Origin of the sequence: Janthinobacterium sp. BJB426 (genome assembly GCF_002735705.1) — a bacterium.
GTDB lineage: Bacteria > Pseudomonadota > Gammaproteobacteria > Burkholderiales > Burkholderiaceae_D > Janthinobacterium.
The window spans coordinates 122,604-137,578 of sequence record NZ_PDZL01000008.1; the positions used below are offsets into that span (position 1 = coordinate 122,604).

General features: G+C 59.8%; 19 protein-coding genes and 2 tRNA genes. 13 read left to right on the forward strand and 8 right to left on the reverse strand.

Annotated elements, in window-relative coordinates; all coding sequences use genetic code 11:
- The first annotated feature begins 8 nt into the window (after nucleotides 1-8).
- Together ureG and CSQ93_RS15035 are read left to right on the forward strand one after the other, a co-directional pair.
- Nucleotides 9-647, forward strand: coding sequence for an urease accessory protein UreG (gene ureG / locus CSQ93_RS15030; RefSeq protein ID WP_070258073.1), 639 nt, complete (start codon nucleotides 9-11; stop codon nucleotides 645-647).
- On the forward strand, nucleotides 644-1,204 hold the full coding sequence (locus CSQ93_RS15035) for a HupE/UreJ family protein (protein WP_233516194.1): 561 nt from the start codon (nucleotides 644-646) through the stop codon (nucleotides 1,202-1,204). Before ureG ends, CSQ93_RS15035 begins: the two co-directional genes overlap by 4 nt.
- 4 nt (nucleotides 1,205-1,208) lie before the next feature.
- Here CSQ93_RS15035 and CSQ93_RS15040 read toward each other — a convergent pair whose 3' ends face one another.
- Entirely contained in the window at nucleotides 1,209-1,820 is a 612-nt protein-coding gene (locus tag CSQ93_RS15040; protein ID WP_099378735.1) for a 1-acyl-sn-glycerol-3-phosphate acyltransferase, read from the reverse strand.
- Between the two features lie 249 nt (nucleotides 1,821-2,069).
- Between CSQ93_RS15040 and CSQ93_RS15045 the strand changes: the two genes are divergently transcribed.
- A complete protein-coding gene (locus CSQ93_RS15045; RefSeq protein ID WP_099378736.1) occupies nucleotides 2,070-2,291 on the forward strand; it encodes a hypothetical protein in 222 nt (73 codons plus the stop codon).
- A gap of 169 nt (nucleotides 2,292-2,460) precedes the next feature.
- Here CSQ93_RS15045 and CSQ93_RS15050 read toward each other — a convergent pair whose 3' ends face one another.
- From CSQ93_RS15050 to CSQ93_RS15070, 5 genes are all read right to left on the reverse strand, one after another.
- Complete coding sequence (locus CSQ93_RS15050; protein ID WP_099378737.1) at nucleotides 2,461-3,525, reverse strand: alkene reductase; 1,065 nt, start codon at nucleotides 3,523-3,525, stop codon at nucleotides 2,461-2,463.
- 50 nt (nucleotides 3,526-3,575) lie between these two features.
- On the reverse strand, nucleotides 3,576-3,872 hold the full coding sequence (locus tag CSQ93_RS15055; protein WP_034751927.1) for an ArsR/SmtB family transcription factor: 297 nt from the start codon (nucleotides 3,870-3,872) through the stop codon (nucleotides 3,576-3,578).
- A gap of 123 nt (nucleotides 3,873-3,995) precedes the next feature.
- Nucleotides 3,996-5,168, reverse strand: a complete 1,173-nt coding sequence (locus tag CSQ93_RS15060) for a helix-turn-helix transcriptional regulator (protein WP_099378738.1) — start codon at nucleotides 5,166-5,168, stop codon at nucleotides 3,996-3,998.
- A gap of 68 nt (nucleotides 5,169-5,236) precedes the next feature.
- On the reverse strand, nucleotides 5,237-5,812 hold the full coding sequence (locus CSQ93_RS15065; RefSeq protein WP_158301240.1) for a hypothetical protein: 576 nt from the start codon (nucleotides 5,810-5,812) through the stop codon (nucleotides 5,237-5,239).
- A gap of 164 nt (nucleotides 5,813-5,976) precedes the next feature.
- The gene (locus tag CSQ93_RS15070; protein WP_416208752.1) at nucleotides 5,977-6,339 is read right to left on the reverse strand and encodes a DUF1304 domain-containing protein; all 363 of its coding nucleotides are present in this window, start codon (nucleotides 6,337-6,339) and stop codon (nucleotides 5,977-5,979) included.
- Nucleotides 6,340-6,547: 208 nt separating this feature from the next.
- On the opposite strand from CSQ93_RS15070, the gene sugE reads away from it, so the two are divergent.
- Entirely contained in the window at nucleotides 6,548-6,868 is a 321-nt protein-coding gene (gene sugE, locus CSQ93_RS15075) for a quaternary ammonium compound efflux SMR transporter SugE (RefSeq protein WP_099378740.1), read from the forward strand.
- A gap of 23 nt (nucleotides 6,869-6,891) precedes the next feature.
- Nucleotides 6,892-7,221, forward strand: coding sequence for an SMR family transporter (locus CSQ93_RS15080; RefSeq protein WP_070280339.1), 330 nt, complete (start codon nucleotides 6,892-6,894; stop codon nucleotides 7,219-7,221).
- Here CSQ93_RS15080 and CSQ93_RS15085 read toward each other — a convergent pair whose 3' ends face one another.
- On the reverse strand, nucleotides 7,222-8,184 hold the full coding sequence (locus CSQ93_RS15085; protein WP_099378741.1) for a succinylglutamate desuccinylase/aspartoacylase domain-containing protein: 963 nt from the start codon (nucleotides 8,182-8,184) through the stop codon (nucleotides 7,222-7,224). It abuts the gene before it with no gap.
- 137 nt (nucleotides 8,185-8,321) lie between these two features.
- Here CSQ93_RS15085 and CSQ93_RS15090 point away from each other — a divergent pair, with 137 nt between their 5' ends.
- On the forward strand, nucleotides 8,322-9,434 hold the full coding sequence (locus tag CSQ93_RS15090; RefSeq protein WP_199534420.1) for an acyltransferase family protein: 1,113 nt from the start codon (nucleotides 8,322-8,324) through the stop codon (nucleotides 9,432-9,434).
- Between the two features lies 1 nt (nucleotide 9,435).
- Here the strand turns inward: CSQ93_RS15090 and CSQ93_RS15095 are convergent, their stop codons facing one another.
- On the reverse strand, nucleotides 9,436-9,900 hold the full coding sequence (locus tag CSQ93_RS15095; RefSeq protein WP_099378743.1) for a hypothetical protein: 465 nt from the start codon (nucleotides 9,898-9,900) through the stop codon (nucleotides 9,436-9,438).
- A 137-nt stretch (nucleotides 9,901-10,037) separates the two neighbouring features.
- Between CSQ93_RS15095 and CSQ93_RS15100 the strand changes: the two genes are divergently transcribed.
- The 7 genes from CSQ93_RS15100 (at nucleotide 10,038) to pheS (ending at nucleotide 14,918) form a co-directional block, all read left to right on the forward strand.
- A tRNA-Val gene (locus CSQ93_RS15100) sits at nucleotides 10,038-10,114 on the forward strand.
- A 62-nt stretch (nucleotides 10,115-10,176) separates the two neighbouring features.
- Nucleotides 10,177-10,253 (forward strand) — tRNA-Val (locus tag CSQ93_RS15105).
- Nucleotides 10,254-10,464: 211 nt separating this feature from the next.
- Complete coding sequence (thrS, locus tag CSQ93_RS15110; RefSeq protein ID WP_099378832.1) at nucleotides 10,465-12,372, forward strand: threonine--tRNA ligase; 1,908 nt, start codon at nucleotides 10,465-10,467, stop codon at nucleotides 12,370-12,372.
- A gap of 12 nt (nucleotides 12,373-12,384) precedes the next feature.
- Complete coding sequence (gene infC, locus CSQ93_RS15115; RefSeq protein WP_205711303.1) at nucleotides 12,385-12,945, forward strand: translation initiation factor IF-3; 561 nt, start codon at nucleotides 12,385-12,387, stop codon at nucleotides 12,943-12,945.
- Between the two features lie 227 nt (nucleotides 12,946-13,172).
- Nucleotides 13,173-13,370: a 50S ribosomal protein L35 gene (gene rpmI / locus CSQ93_RS15120; RefSeq protein WP_010399216.1), complete on the forward strand. Its 198-nt coding sequence runs from the start codon at nucleotides 13,173-13,175 to the stop codon at nucleotides 13,368-13,370.
- Between the two features lie 26 nt (nucleotides 13,371-13,396).
- Nucleotides 13,397-13,756 carry a 50S ribosomal protein L20 gene (gene rplT / locus CSQ93_RS15125; protein WP_010399214.1) on the forward strand — a complete coding sequence of 120 codons (360 nt, stop codon included), beginning with the start codon at nucleotides 13,397-13,399 and terminating at the stop codon, nucleotides 13,754-13,756.
- 145 nt (nucleotides 13,757-13,901) lie between these two features.
- Nucleotides 13,902-14,918: a phenylalanine--tRNA ligase subunit alpha gene (gene pheS / locus CSQ93_RS15130; protein ID WP_034751917.1), complete on the forward strand. Its 1,017-nt coding sequence runs from the start codon at nucleotides 13,902-13,904 to the stop codon at nucleotides 14,916-14,918.
- Nucleotides 14,919-14,975: the final 57 nt, after the last annotated feature.

Sequence of the window (14,975 nt, forward strand, 5' to 3'; positions counted from 1 at the left end):
ACTACAACATGACATCGATTACCTCAAACCCCCTGCGCGTAGGCATCGGCGGCCCCGTCGGCTCGGGCAAGACGGCCCTGTGCGAAATGCTGTGCAAGGGCATGCGCGAACGCTACGACATGGCCGTCATCACGAATGACATCTACACCAAGGAAGACATGGAAATCCTGCTGCGCGCGGATGCCTTGCCGGCCGAGCGCCTGATGGGCGTGGAAACGGGCGGCTGTCCGCACACGGCGATCCGCGAAGATGCGTCGATCAACCTGGAAGCCATCGCGCGCATGCAGGCAGATTTTCCCAACCTTGATTTGATCCTCGTCGAATCGGGCGGAGATAATTTGGCCGCCACCTTCAGTCCGGAATTGTCGGACCTGACGATTTACGTGATCGACGTGGCCGGTGGCGAAAAAATTCCGCGCAAGGGCGGGCCCGGCATCACGCGCTCCGACTTGTTGATCATTAACAAGACGGACCTGGCGCCGTATGTGGGCGCCAACCTGGACATCATGGCGCAGGACGCCAAGCGCATGCGCGGCGAGCGCCCGTTCGTATTTACCAACCTGCGCAGCGGCGACGGCGTGCAGATCGTCATCGATTTTATCCGCGAGCAAGGTTTGCTCGATCAACCAGGCAAGGAGCTGCAATGAGCGCAAGACTGATGAAGAAAACAGCCGCCGTGGCGGTGCTGTGCCTGCTGGCTTTACCGGCCATGGCCCACCCCGGCCATGGCGAGAGCGCCGGCTTCCTGGCCGGTTTCGCCCATCCGTTCACGGGTATCGACCATTTGCTGGCCATGCTGGGCGTGGGCATCTGGGGCGGCCAGCAGCGCCACAGTCTGGCTCAGCCCGCCACGTTTCTCGGCATGATGCTGCTTGGCGCGCTGGCCGGCATGGTCGGATTGACGCTGCCCGGGCTGGAAACGGGCATCGCCGCCACGGTGGCGCTGGTGGGACTGGCCATCGCGCTGGCGCTGGCCTTGCCGAACTGGCTCGGCATGGGACTGGTGGGCGTGTTCGCCTTGGCGCATGGCAATGCGCATGGCCAGGAATTGCCGGCCGCCTCGGCCGCCTGCGGCTTCATGCTGGCCTCGGCTGTTCTGCTGGGTGCGGGACGTTTCACGGGCCAAGTGCTGGCCGAGCGCATGTTGCGCGTGGCCGGCGTGGCCTTGACGGCCGCCGGCGTGGTGTTGATGGGACTTGCTTAATCGTTTAAGCGCCGGGGCGCTTGTCGGACAGCACGATGGGCGCCGCCTTTTCCGGGTGCAAGCCCTGGTGGCCCGCATACACGGCGGCAATGGCGGCCATGTCGGCGTCCTTGTCGCCCGTCAAGTACAAATGGTCGACGACGCCCAGTACCTTGTTCGGGTAGTCGATGTAGACCAGCAGCAAGGGCACCTTGGCAGCCACGGCCAGGTGATAAAAGCCGCTTTTCCAGTTCGGACGGTAGCTGCGCGTCGCTTCCGGCGTGATGGCCAGCCAGTACCAGTCGGCGGCCAGCATGCGTTCGGCCTGGCGCTGGATCGTGCCGCTGGTGGTGCTGCGGTCGACGGGCTCGCCACCGAGGTAGCGCAGCACCTTGCCCATCGGGCCGCGGAACAGGGAATCCTTGGCCAGCCAGCGGAACGGCAGCGACAGCGCCCATTTGCCGAACAGGCCCACCATGAAATCCCAGTTGGACGTGTGCGGGTAGACGACGGCGATGCCGCGCGGCCCTGGCAGGGGACGGAAGCGCATGCGCCAGCCAAACAGGTGCAGCACACGCAGCGCGCTACGCTGGTGCCAGGTCGGCAAGTCGCCCGCTTGTACAAATAAATCGTCCATTGATACCCTTCAGTGACACTGTTCTTAATGGGATGGCGCTGGTGGCCATTTTCCTTGAAGCAAAATTCTGCGCAGGCATTTTATACGGGGCTGGCGATGGCGACAAGCAGCCGAGGCCGCTATTCATGCGGTGTCGGGGCAGTTGCTACCGCTATTTTAACGATGCTTGACCTCTGTGTCGGGCACTAAATGCGCACAATATGGTCAAAACTTGATGCAGTCTTGATCCACCCGACAGGGAGCCATGGCATGAAAAACAGTATCGACGAGGTCAATGGGGAGAAAGTGCGAACGGACAAAGTGATGGCCGAGCTCGTCGAGCGGGGCGTTGCTTTCCATCACGCCCTGGGACGGACGGTGGCGACAGCCTATTTGCGCGAGCATGCGGTACCGGTCGAGGTGATACGCCGTGTCTTCAGCAGCGTGCAGGCGCGTCGTCCGGCCCGGCCGGCACGGCGCCGATGGCGCTGACGGTGGGGAACGGCGGCGTATATAAGGCCAGATAAAGTAAGGCGGCGGTCGCTGTGATCGTCACGCGGTCAGTGCGTTGGTATCGTTGCGTCCGCCGCCAGGGGATGAGCAGTGCGGTGCTGCTCAGGAGGCTTTCAGGGTGCCGCTCAGCTTGCCGTTCAGGCTGCTGTTAAGCCCGTGCCGCCAGTGCGGGGTAGTCCGTGTAGCCGGTAGCGTCCGGTGCGTACAGCGTTTCCGGATTCAGCGGATTCAAGGGCGCGTCGCTGTGCAGGCGGGTGGGCAGGTCGGGATTGGCGATGAACCACAGGCCAAAGGCCACGGCGTCGGCTTCCCCCTTGGCTAGCAGGGTTGCGGCCGCTGCCTTGTCCATTTTCTCGTTGGCAATGTAGACGCCGCCAAATTCCTGCTTCAGGTACGGGCCCAGACGATCTTCGCCCAGCGCTTCGCGTGCGCAGATGAAAGCGATGCCGCGCTTGCCCAGCTCGCGGGCCACGTAGCCGAAGGTGGCGCGCGGGTCGGAGTCGCCCATGTCGTGCGCATCGCGGCGCGGCGCCAGGTGCATGCCGACCTTGTCCGCGCCCCACACGGCGATGCACGCGTCCGTCACTTCCAGCATCAAACGGGCGCGGTTTTCAATCGAGCCGCCGTAGTTGTCGGTGCGCAAGTTGGTGCTGTCTTGCAGGAACTGGTCGAGCAAATAGCCATTCGCGCCATGGATTTCCACGCCGTCGAAGCCCGCTTTTTTCGCATTTTCGGCGCCCAGGCGATAGGCTGCCACGATGCCGGGAATTTCTTCCGTGTCCAGCGCGCGCGGCGTGACGAATTCCTGTTTCGGGCGCACCAGGCTCACGTGGCCGGCCGGCTTGACGGCGCTGGGCGCCACGGGCAAGTCGCCATCGAGGAAGACGGGGGCGGAAATGCGGCCCACGTGCCACAGTTGCAGCACGATCAGACCGCCCGCGTCATGCACGGCCTCGGTGATGTGTTTCCAGCCTTCCACCTGTTCCTCGGACCAGATGCCCGGCGTGTCGGCATAGCCCACGCCCTGTGGCGTAACGGCCGTCGCTTCCGAGATGATCATGCCGGCCGAAGCGCGTTGCGTGTAGTACTCGGCCATCAGGGAGTTGGGCACGCGGCCCGGATTGCCGGCGCGCGAACGCGTCAGCGGCGCCATGATGATGCGGTTTTTCAGTTGCAGACTGCCAATGGTGATGGGGTCGAATAAAGTTGCCATGATTGTTGTCTTTCCTGTCGAGAGTGCCGCGCGCGGCGATGTGGATGCGGTTACAAACCTTGCTGCATGTGGTCGAGAAAGGCCTGAATGGTGGCTTCATTGCGGCTGAAGAAACTCCATTGGCCCACCTTGGTGGCCGAAATCAGGCCCGCCTTCTGCAAGCTGGCCAGGTGCGCCGACACCGTCGATTGCGACAGATTCAGGCGCCGGTCGATCAGGCCGGCGCACACGCCCAGGTGCAGCGGGTGGTCCTGCTCCTGGAAATACTGTTCCGGCTCCTTCAGCCATTGCAAAATCTGCCGGCGCACCGGATTGGCCAGCGCCTTGTGGATGGCGTCGATATCCATGTTGTTTCTCCTCAATACATAATTCGCTTTTCAGCGATGTATATATCGTTTTTCCTAAATTCTAATATCGTGATTCTACGATATAAATGAAAAGCGTGCTGGCGACGCGCGTTGTTGAAGGGTTCAGGCGGGAAGGGGGTTGCGCTGCAGCACGGCCGGGCCCGTCAACACGATGCGCACCAGGTCCACCTGGCGCTGGGCGCCGGCCTTGGCGGTGGCGCTCTTGATTTGCGTGCGCGCCGTGTGGATGGAAATGCGCTGGCGCTCGGCGTATTCCTGCAGGGAGTAGCCGTTGACGAGCGCTTCCGTCAGGCGCGCCTCGGCCACCGTCATGCCATAGAAATTGCGCAGGGTGGCGGCCAGGGAGGTGATCAGGTCGCTGCTGTCGCTGAGGAAGACGGCGATGGCGCTGGCCGAACCGAACGGGCTGTGCCAGGAGGGCAGGGGCGTGACGCGCAGGCGCAGCTGTTCGCCCGTCAAGCCGTTCAGGTTGAGCACGCCGCCGGGGCCGCCTGCCGCCGTCGTACCCGTTTGGGCCGCCTCGTGCAGCATGCGCCGCAGCGCGCCGTTGTCCGCTTCGCGCGGGCAATACAGGGGCGCGCCTTCGCGCAGTTGCAGCAACCGCGTCGAAGCCGTCATGGCCAGCGCCCGCTCGTTGGCGTACAGCAATTGCGAGGTGGCGTCGAGCAACAGCACGCCAAACGGCAGCAATTCCAGCACCTGGGTGGAACTCCGGGACAGCACTTCCAGCCGGCGCAGCTTGCGCTGCAGGGCAAAGGCTGTTTGCAAATGCGGCATCAGGCTGCGGATCAGCGCCAGCTCGCCCGCCTCGTAGGCGCCCGCCTGCTCGCGGCGCACCACGGTGACATTGGTGGAGCGCTCGGCGCGCAATTCGACGATGGCTGCCGCCGTATAAAAGATGTCTTGCGGGCGCAGCCAGTCCGCCCAGTACTCGGTTTTCTTCAGGCAATGGTCGGGAAACAGCATGGAACCGGTGACGACGGCGCCTTCGCGGTGCAGGGTGGCGTCTTCCAGCCACACATTGCGCGCGCCGTAATAGCTGGCAAAGCTGGCCATGGCGTTCGATTCGAAGCCATACGTGGCGGACAGGCCGCTGCCCGGCAGCTGGACGTCGACCGAGCGGTTGCTGAAATCATTGGCCCAGATCAAACCCGCGTGCGATTTCAGTTGTTGCGCGAAGGCGGCGAGGAATTGCGACCAGGCGCCATGCCGCGTGGCCGCTTCATAGATCAGGGTAATCAGTGCCTGGCTGGCGACGGCGAGCGATGGCGTCATGGGCGATCCTCATGCGGCAAGCGGTGGACAAGATCGCGGGCGGCGTTTGCTGCGGCCGCCCGGCTTCCTTAACGCGATTCCAGCCAGCTTTTGCCACCGGAGGTGCACGTGCTGAGGCTGGCGTACTGGCTGATATAGTTATAACCGCTGCCGCAGCCGCCTTCGCCGGATTTGACGGGGCCGTAGCAAGCGCCTTCATAGCTGAGCTTACCATTGACGCTGGTGCTTTTGACACAGAAATTGTAATTGCTGGCCGTGGTGTTGTTGGGCAAGGTGGGGCCGTTGTTTTGCCCGCAGCCGAGTTCCTTGCTCACGGAGCGCGCGTAGTCGACCATTTTCTGGTAAGTGCCGCTGTAGTAGGCATCGGCCTTGGCTTTTTCTCCCTGCTTGCAGGCGGCGACCACGCTGTCATAGCCGGAATCGGCCTGGGCGTAGTTGCCCGAGACCTGGATGCCGCAGGCGCTGGCCTGCTTGCGTTCCGTATCGCTGATCAGATTGCTGTACTGGCAGGTGGACGAAGTGCCGCCGCTGGCACTGGTGGAGCCGCTGCCCGAGCCACTGTCGCCGCTGCCGCCCCCACCGCAGGCGGACAGCATGAGGCAGCCGAGCAAAGTGACGGCAAAGGTGGTTGGATGTGCTTGCATGATTTCCCCTGTGGACTGTGACTTGCCACCATGTGTCTAGTGGTATCTTTTTTATTGCTAAAAGGAATTGTATCGGGCATGTTTTTTGGAAACATCACCCATTTGGGGTATGCGCAGGCAGCACGGAGTGGGGTAGGGCGGCCGGCTGGCCGCCCTGGCAGGGATCAGGCGAAGTGGAACAGCAGCAAGGCGATGACGGCAGGGAGGGTTTGCAGGTAGAGGATGCGCGTCATGACGGTGGCAGCGCCCCACACGCCGGCCACGGCGATGCACGCCAGGCCGAACACGGTAAATGCATGGGCGATGGCCGCGTCCGGATGGAAAAAGCCCAGCGCCAGCGCGGCGACGAGAAAGCCGTTGTAGCAACCCTGGTTCGACATGGCGGGACGCACGATCTCCGCCTTTTCCTTGGACAGGCCAAACACCTTGCGTCCGCGCACATCGAACAGCACGGTTTCCAGCAACACGATGTAGACGTGCAGCAGCAGGATGAGGGCGGTAAGAATCTGGGCCAGAAGTAGCATCATTATTCCCGAGAGTGAATGGATGCAGCAATTATGCTGCCATCAGCATGTTTTTTGGCAACTTTCGATTGGAGCGGCCCCACTGGAAAAATGTGCTGACGGCAAGAGTTTTCACCCAATGGTATACTTTTCCCTTTGCTCCTGTGGGGACGACCCCGCTCGATGACGGGGCTGCATGGCGGGGACGACCCTGCCGCCTCGGGAGAAAAGTATGGCGTGGATCATTCTGGTATTGGCGGGCTTGCTGGAAATCGGCTGGGCCATCGGCCTTAAATACAGTGCCGGTTTTACGCGCCTCGTGCCATCCGTACTGACCGCCATTTCCATGCTGGGCAGCGTGTTGATGCTGGGCCTGGCCTTGCGCACTTTGCCTCTGGGCACGGCCTACGCCATCTGGACGGGCATCGGTACCGTCGGCACAGCCATCTTCGGCATCATGGTGCTGGGTGAGCCGGCCAGCGCCGCGCGCATCGCCTGCATCGCGCTGATCGTGTCGGGCATCCTGGGCTTGAAACTGCTCAGCCCACAATAAAGGATGCCAGCATGAGTCTCGCCATGACGTATTTTTACCTGGCCATCGCCATCATCGCCGAAGTGATCGCCACCAGCGCCTTGAAGGCGTCCGAGGGCTTCAGCCGCTTGTGGCCCAGTGTCATCACCGTGATTGGCTACAGCATCGCTTTCTGGTGCTTGTCGCTGACCTTGAAGGTCATTCCTACCGGCATCGTCTACGCCATCTGGTCGGGCGTGGGCATCGTGCTCATTTCCGCCGTCGGCTGGTTCTGGTTCAAGCAAAGCCTCGACACGCCGGCCCTGATCGGCCTGGGGCTGATCATTGCCGGCGTGCTCGTCATCAACCTGTTTTCCAAGTCGGTCGGTCACTGATCAAAAGCTGGCGGCGACCCTTGCCAGGTAATACCACTCGGCATTCGGCGCCGCATTCACGTCCGGGAACAGGATGTAGGCGTCGAATTCGGCCGTCACGGGCGTGCCGTCCGCGCGCACGCCGATCTGGTCGCCCTGTTGCACCTTGTCAAAGCTGGACCAGGTCTTGATGAAGCGGTCGCCCGCATCGAGCTTGTCATGCACGACAACCATGTTCAGCGCTTCCATGTCGGCGTCGGCGATCGGATTCGGTTGCGGCGCGTCAATGAAACCCAGGAAAGCCAGGGTGTTCATGATGGCGCGGTAGGCCACATCTGGCGCGGCCGGGTCCGCGTGCTGGCCGCATTCCAGGGTCAGTGCATAGCCGCCCGTCGAGCGCATGTATTCCGTCGTGCCCACGCCATAGCGCAACACCATGCCTACCTGGTCACTGCTGCCCAGGCGGCGCTGCACGCCGGCGCCATACGTTTGCAGCCAGCCATCGACGAAGCGGCGCACGCCCAGGCGGCGCGCCAGCGCGCGTTCCTTGTCTTCGTGCTTGAACGGTTGTAGCGGGCCATCGTTGTTACGTGGCCCCACCATGACGAAAGGCTGACTGTCCGCATTGAACGAGTGCAAGTCCAGCAGCACGTCATGCTGTCCCAGCAGCGGGCACAGCCAGTTGGCGATGCGATCTTCGAAATCTTGCGGATTGTCGTTTGGGAACAGGTTGCGGTTCAGGTTGCGGTCGCCGCTGCGCACGCCCTTGGCGTAAGCGAGCGGGTTGGTGATGGGTACGAACGTGACGCTGCCGGCCACGATGGAGAGGGCGCCGCTGTCGAGTTCAGCCATCACGCGTTGAATACCCTTGGTGCCGCAGGTTTCATTGCCGTGCACGGCGCCGGTGACGATCAGGCGCGGGCCGCTGCCCTGGCCCGTGTAGTTGATGGACTTGAAGTGGAGTGCGCTGCTCATGCTGGACATATCCTATGCTGTTGCGGGAAGGGAAAGCGGGGTCGGCATATTTTAGCGGGATTCGCCGCGGACGCCTGTAAAAATGTGGCCATGGCAGCGTGTGGCATGGCATGATCGGCGCCACCGTTGTTTTCCCTTGCGATTCCATGCCGTCTTCTTCATCTTCTTCCCGCCTGTATGGCCTCGACACCTTGCGCGCGCTGGCCATCGTGCTCGTCTTCATGAATCATTATTTGCTGTTCGTCAGCGACGGCGGGGCGTTTGGTTTCTGGGGAGAAATCGGCTGGGTGGGCGTGGACCTGTTCTTTGCCCTCAGCGGCTATCTGATCGGCAACCAGATATTCGCGGCCTTGCGCAGCGAACATGGCTTTTCCTTGCCACGTTTCTATGCGCGGCGCTTCCTGCGCACCTTGCCCAGTTTTTATGCCGTGCTGGCCCTGTACTACCTGTGGCCCGCATTTCGCGGTGATAGCGCGCTGCTTCCCCTGTGGAAATTCCTGACCTTTACGCAAAACATCAACCTGACGCCGGGTACGGCGTTTTCCCATGCGTGGTCGCTGTGCGTGGAAGAGCAGTTCTACGTGCTGCTGCCGGCCGTGGCGCTGGTCATTGCCGCTTGCCGCAAGTCGCTGCTGTGGGCGTGGCTGGCCGTGGCCGCCAGCTTTATCGTCGGCATGCTGGTGCGCGCGTATCTGTGGGAGGAATATGTGCAAGTGCCGCGCGGCGGCCTCGGTTATTACAAATATATTTATTACGCGTCGTGGTGCCGCTTCGACGAGCTGGTGGCGGGCGTGGCGCTGGCGCTGCTGAAAAACCACCATCCGGCAGCCTGGTCGCGCCTGACCTCCTACGGCAACCGCAGCTTGCTGGCGGGAATCGTTGCTACGGCGCTGATGTTTTATGTGTTTCTCACCGATCACTATGGCTATTGGGTGACGGTGTTCGGCTATCCGGCCCTGGCGGCCAGTTTTACCTTGTTGCTGATCGCGGCGCTCAGTCCCGCCAGTGCCTTGTATCAACTGCGCGTGCCGGGCGCGGCCAGCCTGGCCCTGTGGTCGTATGCGATTTATTTGCTGCACAAGCAGTTGTGCATCCTGCTGCGTCCGATCTTGCTGGATATCGGTTACGGACCGGACAGCCTGAGTGCCATGCTGGTGATGATTATGTTGAGCATCGCCACGGGCTGGCTCCTATATAGATTGGTGGAAACGCCATTCATGCGCCTGCGGGCACGCTACGTTCCCGCCAATCACGTTTGATCTACATATCGATGACGTCGAGTCCACGCGGCGTGCCGACCAGTAACTCCAGGATGGCATGCACGCGCAGATTCGTCTCTTCATGTTCCGTGTTGTAGATCAGGGTGCGCAGGCCGGGCACGACTTCCGTGATGTGGTCGCTGGCGTAGGCATTGATCAATAACAAGACCAGATCCGTGGCGCCCGCGCCGGGCTGGCGCCGCAGACGGTCATGGATCACGTTCAGCAGCGCGCGCTGCATGCGCGGCGTGGGATTGGTGATGTAGGCGAAGACGCTTGGCGTGTTGGCGATGGCCGCGCAGATGCGCCGTTCGATCTCGTCGGGCTTCACGTCGGAGGCGATATCGAAATATGCGGCTTCCCAGCGCGTGCGCGCATGCGGGTGGCCGGGCGGGAAGGAGTCGGCCGTTTCAAAACCGCAGATGCGGCTCAGGGTTTTCAGCCAGGCTAATAGGGTGGAGTTCATGCCGCGATTCTAGCGGCATTCCGCGTGCACCGGGCCGTGTCTATATAAAGGGTGCTGACGCCCGGAGAAATGATTAAAGTTTCCTGTAAAACAGCCCTTGTCATTCTGGGAAAGCCTCTCTATAATGCTGGTCTTCGGGGCGGTTAGTTCAGCTGGTTAGAATACTTGGTCGACATCCAAGGGGTCGGGGATTCGAATTCCTCACCGCCCACCAGAATTTAGCAGTAGATGGTTTTCAAGACGATTGCTGATGCAGTAATCGATAAAAAGTTTTACGGGCGGTTAGTTCAGCTGGTTAGAATACTTGGTCGACATCCAAGGGGTCGGGGATTCGAATTCCTCACCGCCCACCAGAATGCAGTTAGAGAGAAAGGGTAAACCGGTTATGACACCGCGAACTACTACCAAGCTTTGGGAGTGACGCTAGTCGAACGGGTTTCCTTTGTCTCAAGAAAGTGAAAAACGCGGCTAGTCCGCGTTTTTTTGCGTCTGCGTTTTCCTTTCAGTTATTTTACCCATCACATCGCAGTTTTACCTGGCGCCAGCGCCGATATGGAGATCAATATGCTTACAATCCGACTTCCCGATGGTTCCGCCCGTCAATTTGACGGCCCGGTCACCGTGGCCCAGGTTGCGGCCAATATTGGTGCCGGCCTGGCCAAGGCTGCCCTGGCCGGCAAGGTCGACGGCAAACTGGTCGACACCTCCTATCTGATCGAGCAAGACGCGGAACTGGCGATTGTGACGGACAAGGACGCCGATGGCCTGGAAGTGATCCGCCACTCGACGGCCCACTTGCTGGCGTATGCCGTCAAGGAATTATTCCCTGACGCGCAAGTGACCATCGGTCCCGTGATCGATAACGGCTTTTACTATGATTTCGCCTACAAGCGTCCGTTCACGCCCGAAGATTTGACGGCGATCGAAAAGAAGATGGCGGAGCTGGCCAAGAAGGATGAGCAAGTCACGCGCAAGGTGGTCGCGCGCGACGAAGCCATCGAATACTTCAAGGGCATTGGCGAAGCCTACAAGGCTGAACTGATCGGCTCGATCCCGGCCGACCAGGAAGTGTCGCTGTATTCCGAAGGCAAGTTCACGGACTTGTGCCGCGGCCCCCACGTGCCATCGACGGGTAAGCTGAAAGTCTTCAAGCTGATGAAGCTGGCTGGCGCCTACTGGCGCGGCGACTCGAAAAACGAGATGCTGCAGCGTATCTATGGCACGGCCTGGGCCAAGAAGGAAGACCAGGAACTGTACCTGCATAACCTGGAAGAGGCGGAAAAGCGCGATCACCGCAAGCTGGGCAAGCAGCTCGACTTCTTCCATTTCCAGGAGGAAGCGCCGGGCTTGATCTTCTGGCATCCGAAGGGCTGGTCGATCTGGCAGCAGGTCGAGCAATACATGCGCAATGTGTACCAGGTCAACGGTTACCAGGAAGTCAAGGCGCCGCAAATTCTCGATCGTGGCCTGTGGGAAAAAACCGGTCACTGGGATAATTACCGTGAAAACATGTTCATCACGGAATCGGAAAACCGCGCCTATGCGCTGAAACCGATGAATTGCCCTGGCCATATCCAGATTTTCAACAATGGCATGCGCAGCTACCGTGACTTGCCACTGCGCTACGGCGAGTTCGGTCAATGCCACCGCAATGAGCCGTCGGGCGCCTTGCACGGCATGATGCGCGTGCGCGGCTTTACGCAGGATGATGGCCACATTTTCTGCCTGGAAGAGCAGATTGCCGGCGAAGTGACGGCCTTCCACCAGCAGGCGATGGATGTGTACACGGCTTTCGGCTTCACGAATATCGATGTGAAACTGGCCTTGCGTCCGGATAACCGCATCGGCACGGAAGAGTCGTGGGATTTCGCCGAGGAATCCCTGCGTTCGGCCTTGCGCGCTTGTGGCGTGGAATGGACGGAATTGCCGGGCGAGGGTGCGTTCTACGGTCCGAAGATCGAGTATCACCTGAAAGACAGCCTGGGCCGCGCATGGCAAGTGGGTACCGTGCAGATCGACCCGTCGATGCCGGGCCGCCTGGGTGCCGAATACGTAGCCGTGGACAACACGCGCCAGGTGCCGATCATGCTGCACCGCGCGATCGTCGGTTCGCTGGAACGTTTCATTGGCATCCTGATCGAACACTATGCGGGTGCCATGCCCTTGTGGTTGTCGCCGGTGCAAGTGTCGGTGTTGAATATTTCCGACGCTCAAGCCGACTATGTACAGGAAGTTACAACAAAACTGCGCAAAGCGGGGCTGCGCGTACAGGCTGATTTGCGTAACGAGAAGATTACCTATAAAATACGTGAACATTCCGTACAAAAATTGCCTTACATCTTAGTAATTGGCGACAAAGAGCGGGATGCGAATACAGTGGCCGTGCGGGCGCGGGGCAATGTCGATCTGGGCGTCATGTCCGTCGATGCCCTGATTGAGCGACTCAAACATGAAGTCGACACCAAGGCCTGACGAGGAAACTCGCTGCACGACCGTCTTACAAGATTTTTAAAGGAAATTACAATAGCTACTGACAAGTCACATCGCATCAATGGCGAAATCACTGCCCCTGAAATGCGTTTAAGCGGGGTCGATAACGAGCCACTCGGTATCGTAAGTTTGGCTGAAGCCTTCCGCCTGGCGGAAGAGGCAAACGTCGACCTGGTGGAAATTGCGCCTACCGCGCAGCCACCGGTGTGCCGTTTGATGGACTACGGCAAATTTAAGTATTCGGAGCAAAAGAAAGCTCACGAAGCCAAATTGAAGCAAAAGATCATCCTCGTGAAGGAAGTCAAATTCCGTCCGGGGACTGATGATGGTGACTACAATATCAAGTTGCGTAATCTCATCAAGTTCCTCGAAGATGGCGATAAAACCAAGATCACCTTGCGTTTCCGCGGTCGTGAGATGGCGCATCAGGATATTGGCTTCCGTATGCTGGAACGTCTGAAAGCCGATCTGGAGCCGTATGGCCAGGTCGAGCAGTTCCCGAAGATGGAAGGCCGCCAAATGATCATGGTTCTTTCGCCTAAGAAGAAGAAGTAAGCTACAATAGCGTTTTACTGTGGATCGACGTGGTTTGTGCCAGCATTGGTACGACACCAGATTCCAGGCAGAATTTGCGCGGCCCTGACAGCAATGTCCGGGCCGCGCGAACTGTAGCGGACTCGCATCCGCTGCACAGCATGTGAAAGCAGGCATCTAAGCGCAGCGTCGTGTTGCCACCTGCAATCCTGTTATAAATGGAGCTGTCCGTAAGAGGACAGATTGCTATGCCTAAAATGAAGACCAAAAGCTCTGCGAAAAAACGTTTTCGCGTGCGTCCGGGTGGTACTGTTAAATGTGGTCATGCGTTCAAACGCCACATCTTGACCAAGAAAACCACCAAGCTGAAACGCGCTCTGCGCGGTACCACCAATGTCGCTGCGTCTGACGTGAAATCCGTCTACCGCATGATGCCGACTGCTTAATCTCACACTCAATATAAGGAGTTACTATGCCTAGAGTAAAACGTGGGGTTACAGCTCGTGCCCGTCATAAAAAGATTCTTGTTCAAGCTAAAGGCTACCGTGGTCGCCGCAGCCGTGTATACCGTGTTGCCAAGCAAGCAGTTATGCGCGCTGGCCAATACGCTTACCGCGATCGCCGCAACAAGAAGCGCGTTTTCCGCCGCCTGTGGATCGCCCGTATCAACGCCGCTTCCCGTGAGCATGGCGTAACGTACAGCGTATTCATGAACGGCTTGAAAAAAGCAAATATCGAACTGGACCGTAAAGTCCTGGCCGATATGGCTGTGATGGACAAGCCAGCATTCGCTGCGATTGTCAACGCAGTTAAAGCAAAAATCGCTGCGTAAGCATCGGTGATTGCACAACGTCATCCGTAGGGTGACGTTATAAAGAGCGGGGCAGGGGTGTGAACCTTATGCCCCGTTTCCGTTTTTGATTGTTGGGTTCTAGATTACTAAATCCAGGATTGATTTCCAAAACAGGAAAAGCCGCATGAACTCCCTAGAAGAACTCGTCGTCTCGGCCCAGGCTGACTTTATCGCCGCCGCAGACGCTGCCGCACTTGAAAACGCCAAAGCCCGCTACCTGGGCAAGACTGGCCAGATTACTGAAATGATGAAGGGCCTGGGCAAACTGGATCCGGACGCGCGCAAGGCGCAAGGCGCCCTGATCAACGCCGTCAAAGTGCAGATCGAAGACGCGCTGACGGCGCGCCGTGATGCATTGGCCGATGCCCAGATGCAAGGTCGTCTGAACGCCGAAGCGATCGACGTGACCCTGCCAGGCCGTGGCCGCATGCCCGGCGGCATCCATCCCGTGATGCGCACGTGGGAACGTGTCGAGGAAATCTTCCGTTCCATCGGTTTCGACGTGGCCGACGGCCCCGAAATCGAAAACGACTGGACCAACTTCACGGCGCTCAACAGCCCGGAAAACCACCCAGCCCGTTCCATGCAAGACACCTTCTACATCGATGGCAATGACACCGATGGCAAGCCCTTGCTGCTGCGTACGCACACGAGCCCGATGCAGGTGCGCTATGCACGCACGCACACGCCGCCGATCAAGGTCATCGCACCGGGCCGCACCTACCGCGTCGACAGCGACGCCACCCATTCGCCGATGTTCCACCAGGTCGAAGGCCTGTGGATCGCCGAAGACATCAGCTTTGCCGACCTGAAGGGCGTGTACCTGAATTTCGTCAAGGCCTTCTTTGAAACGGACGACCTGCAGGTGCGCTTCCGCCCGTCTTACTTCCCGTTCACGGAACCGTCGGCCGAGATCGACATCGCCTTTGGCTCCGGCCCCTTGAAAGGCCGTTGGCTGGAAGTGTCGGGCGCCGGCCAGGTGCATCCGACCGTGGTGAAAAACTTCGGCCTCGATCCCGAGAAATTCATCGGTTTTGCTTTCGGCTCCGGCCTGGAACGCTTGACGATGCTGCGCTACGGCATCAACGACCTGCGCCTGTTTTATGAAGGCGACTTGCGTTTCCTGAAGCAGTTCAACTAAGCATTGTTCCGTTTGATTCATGGCGCTTGAGCGCCTGTGCGCTCGCGCTGTGAGCTT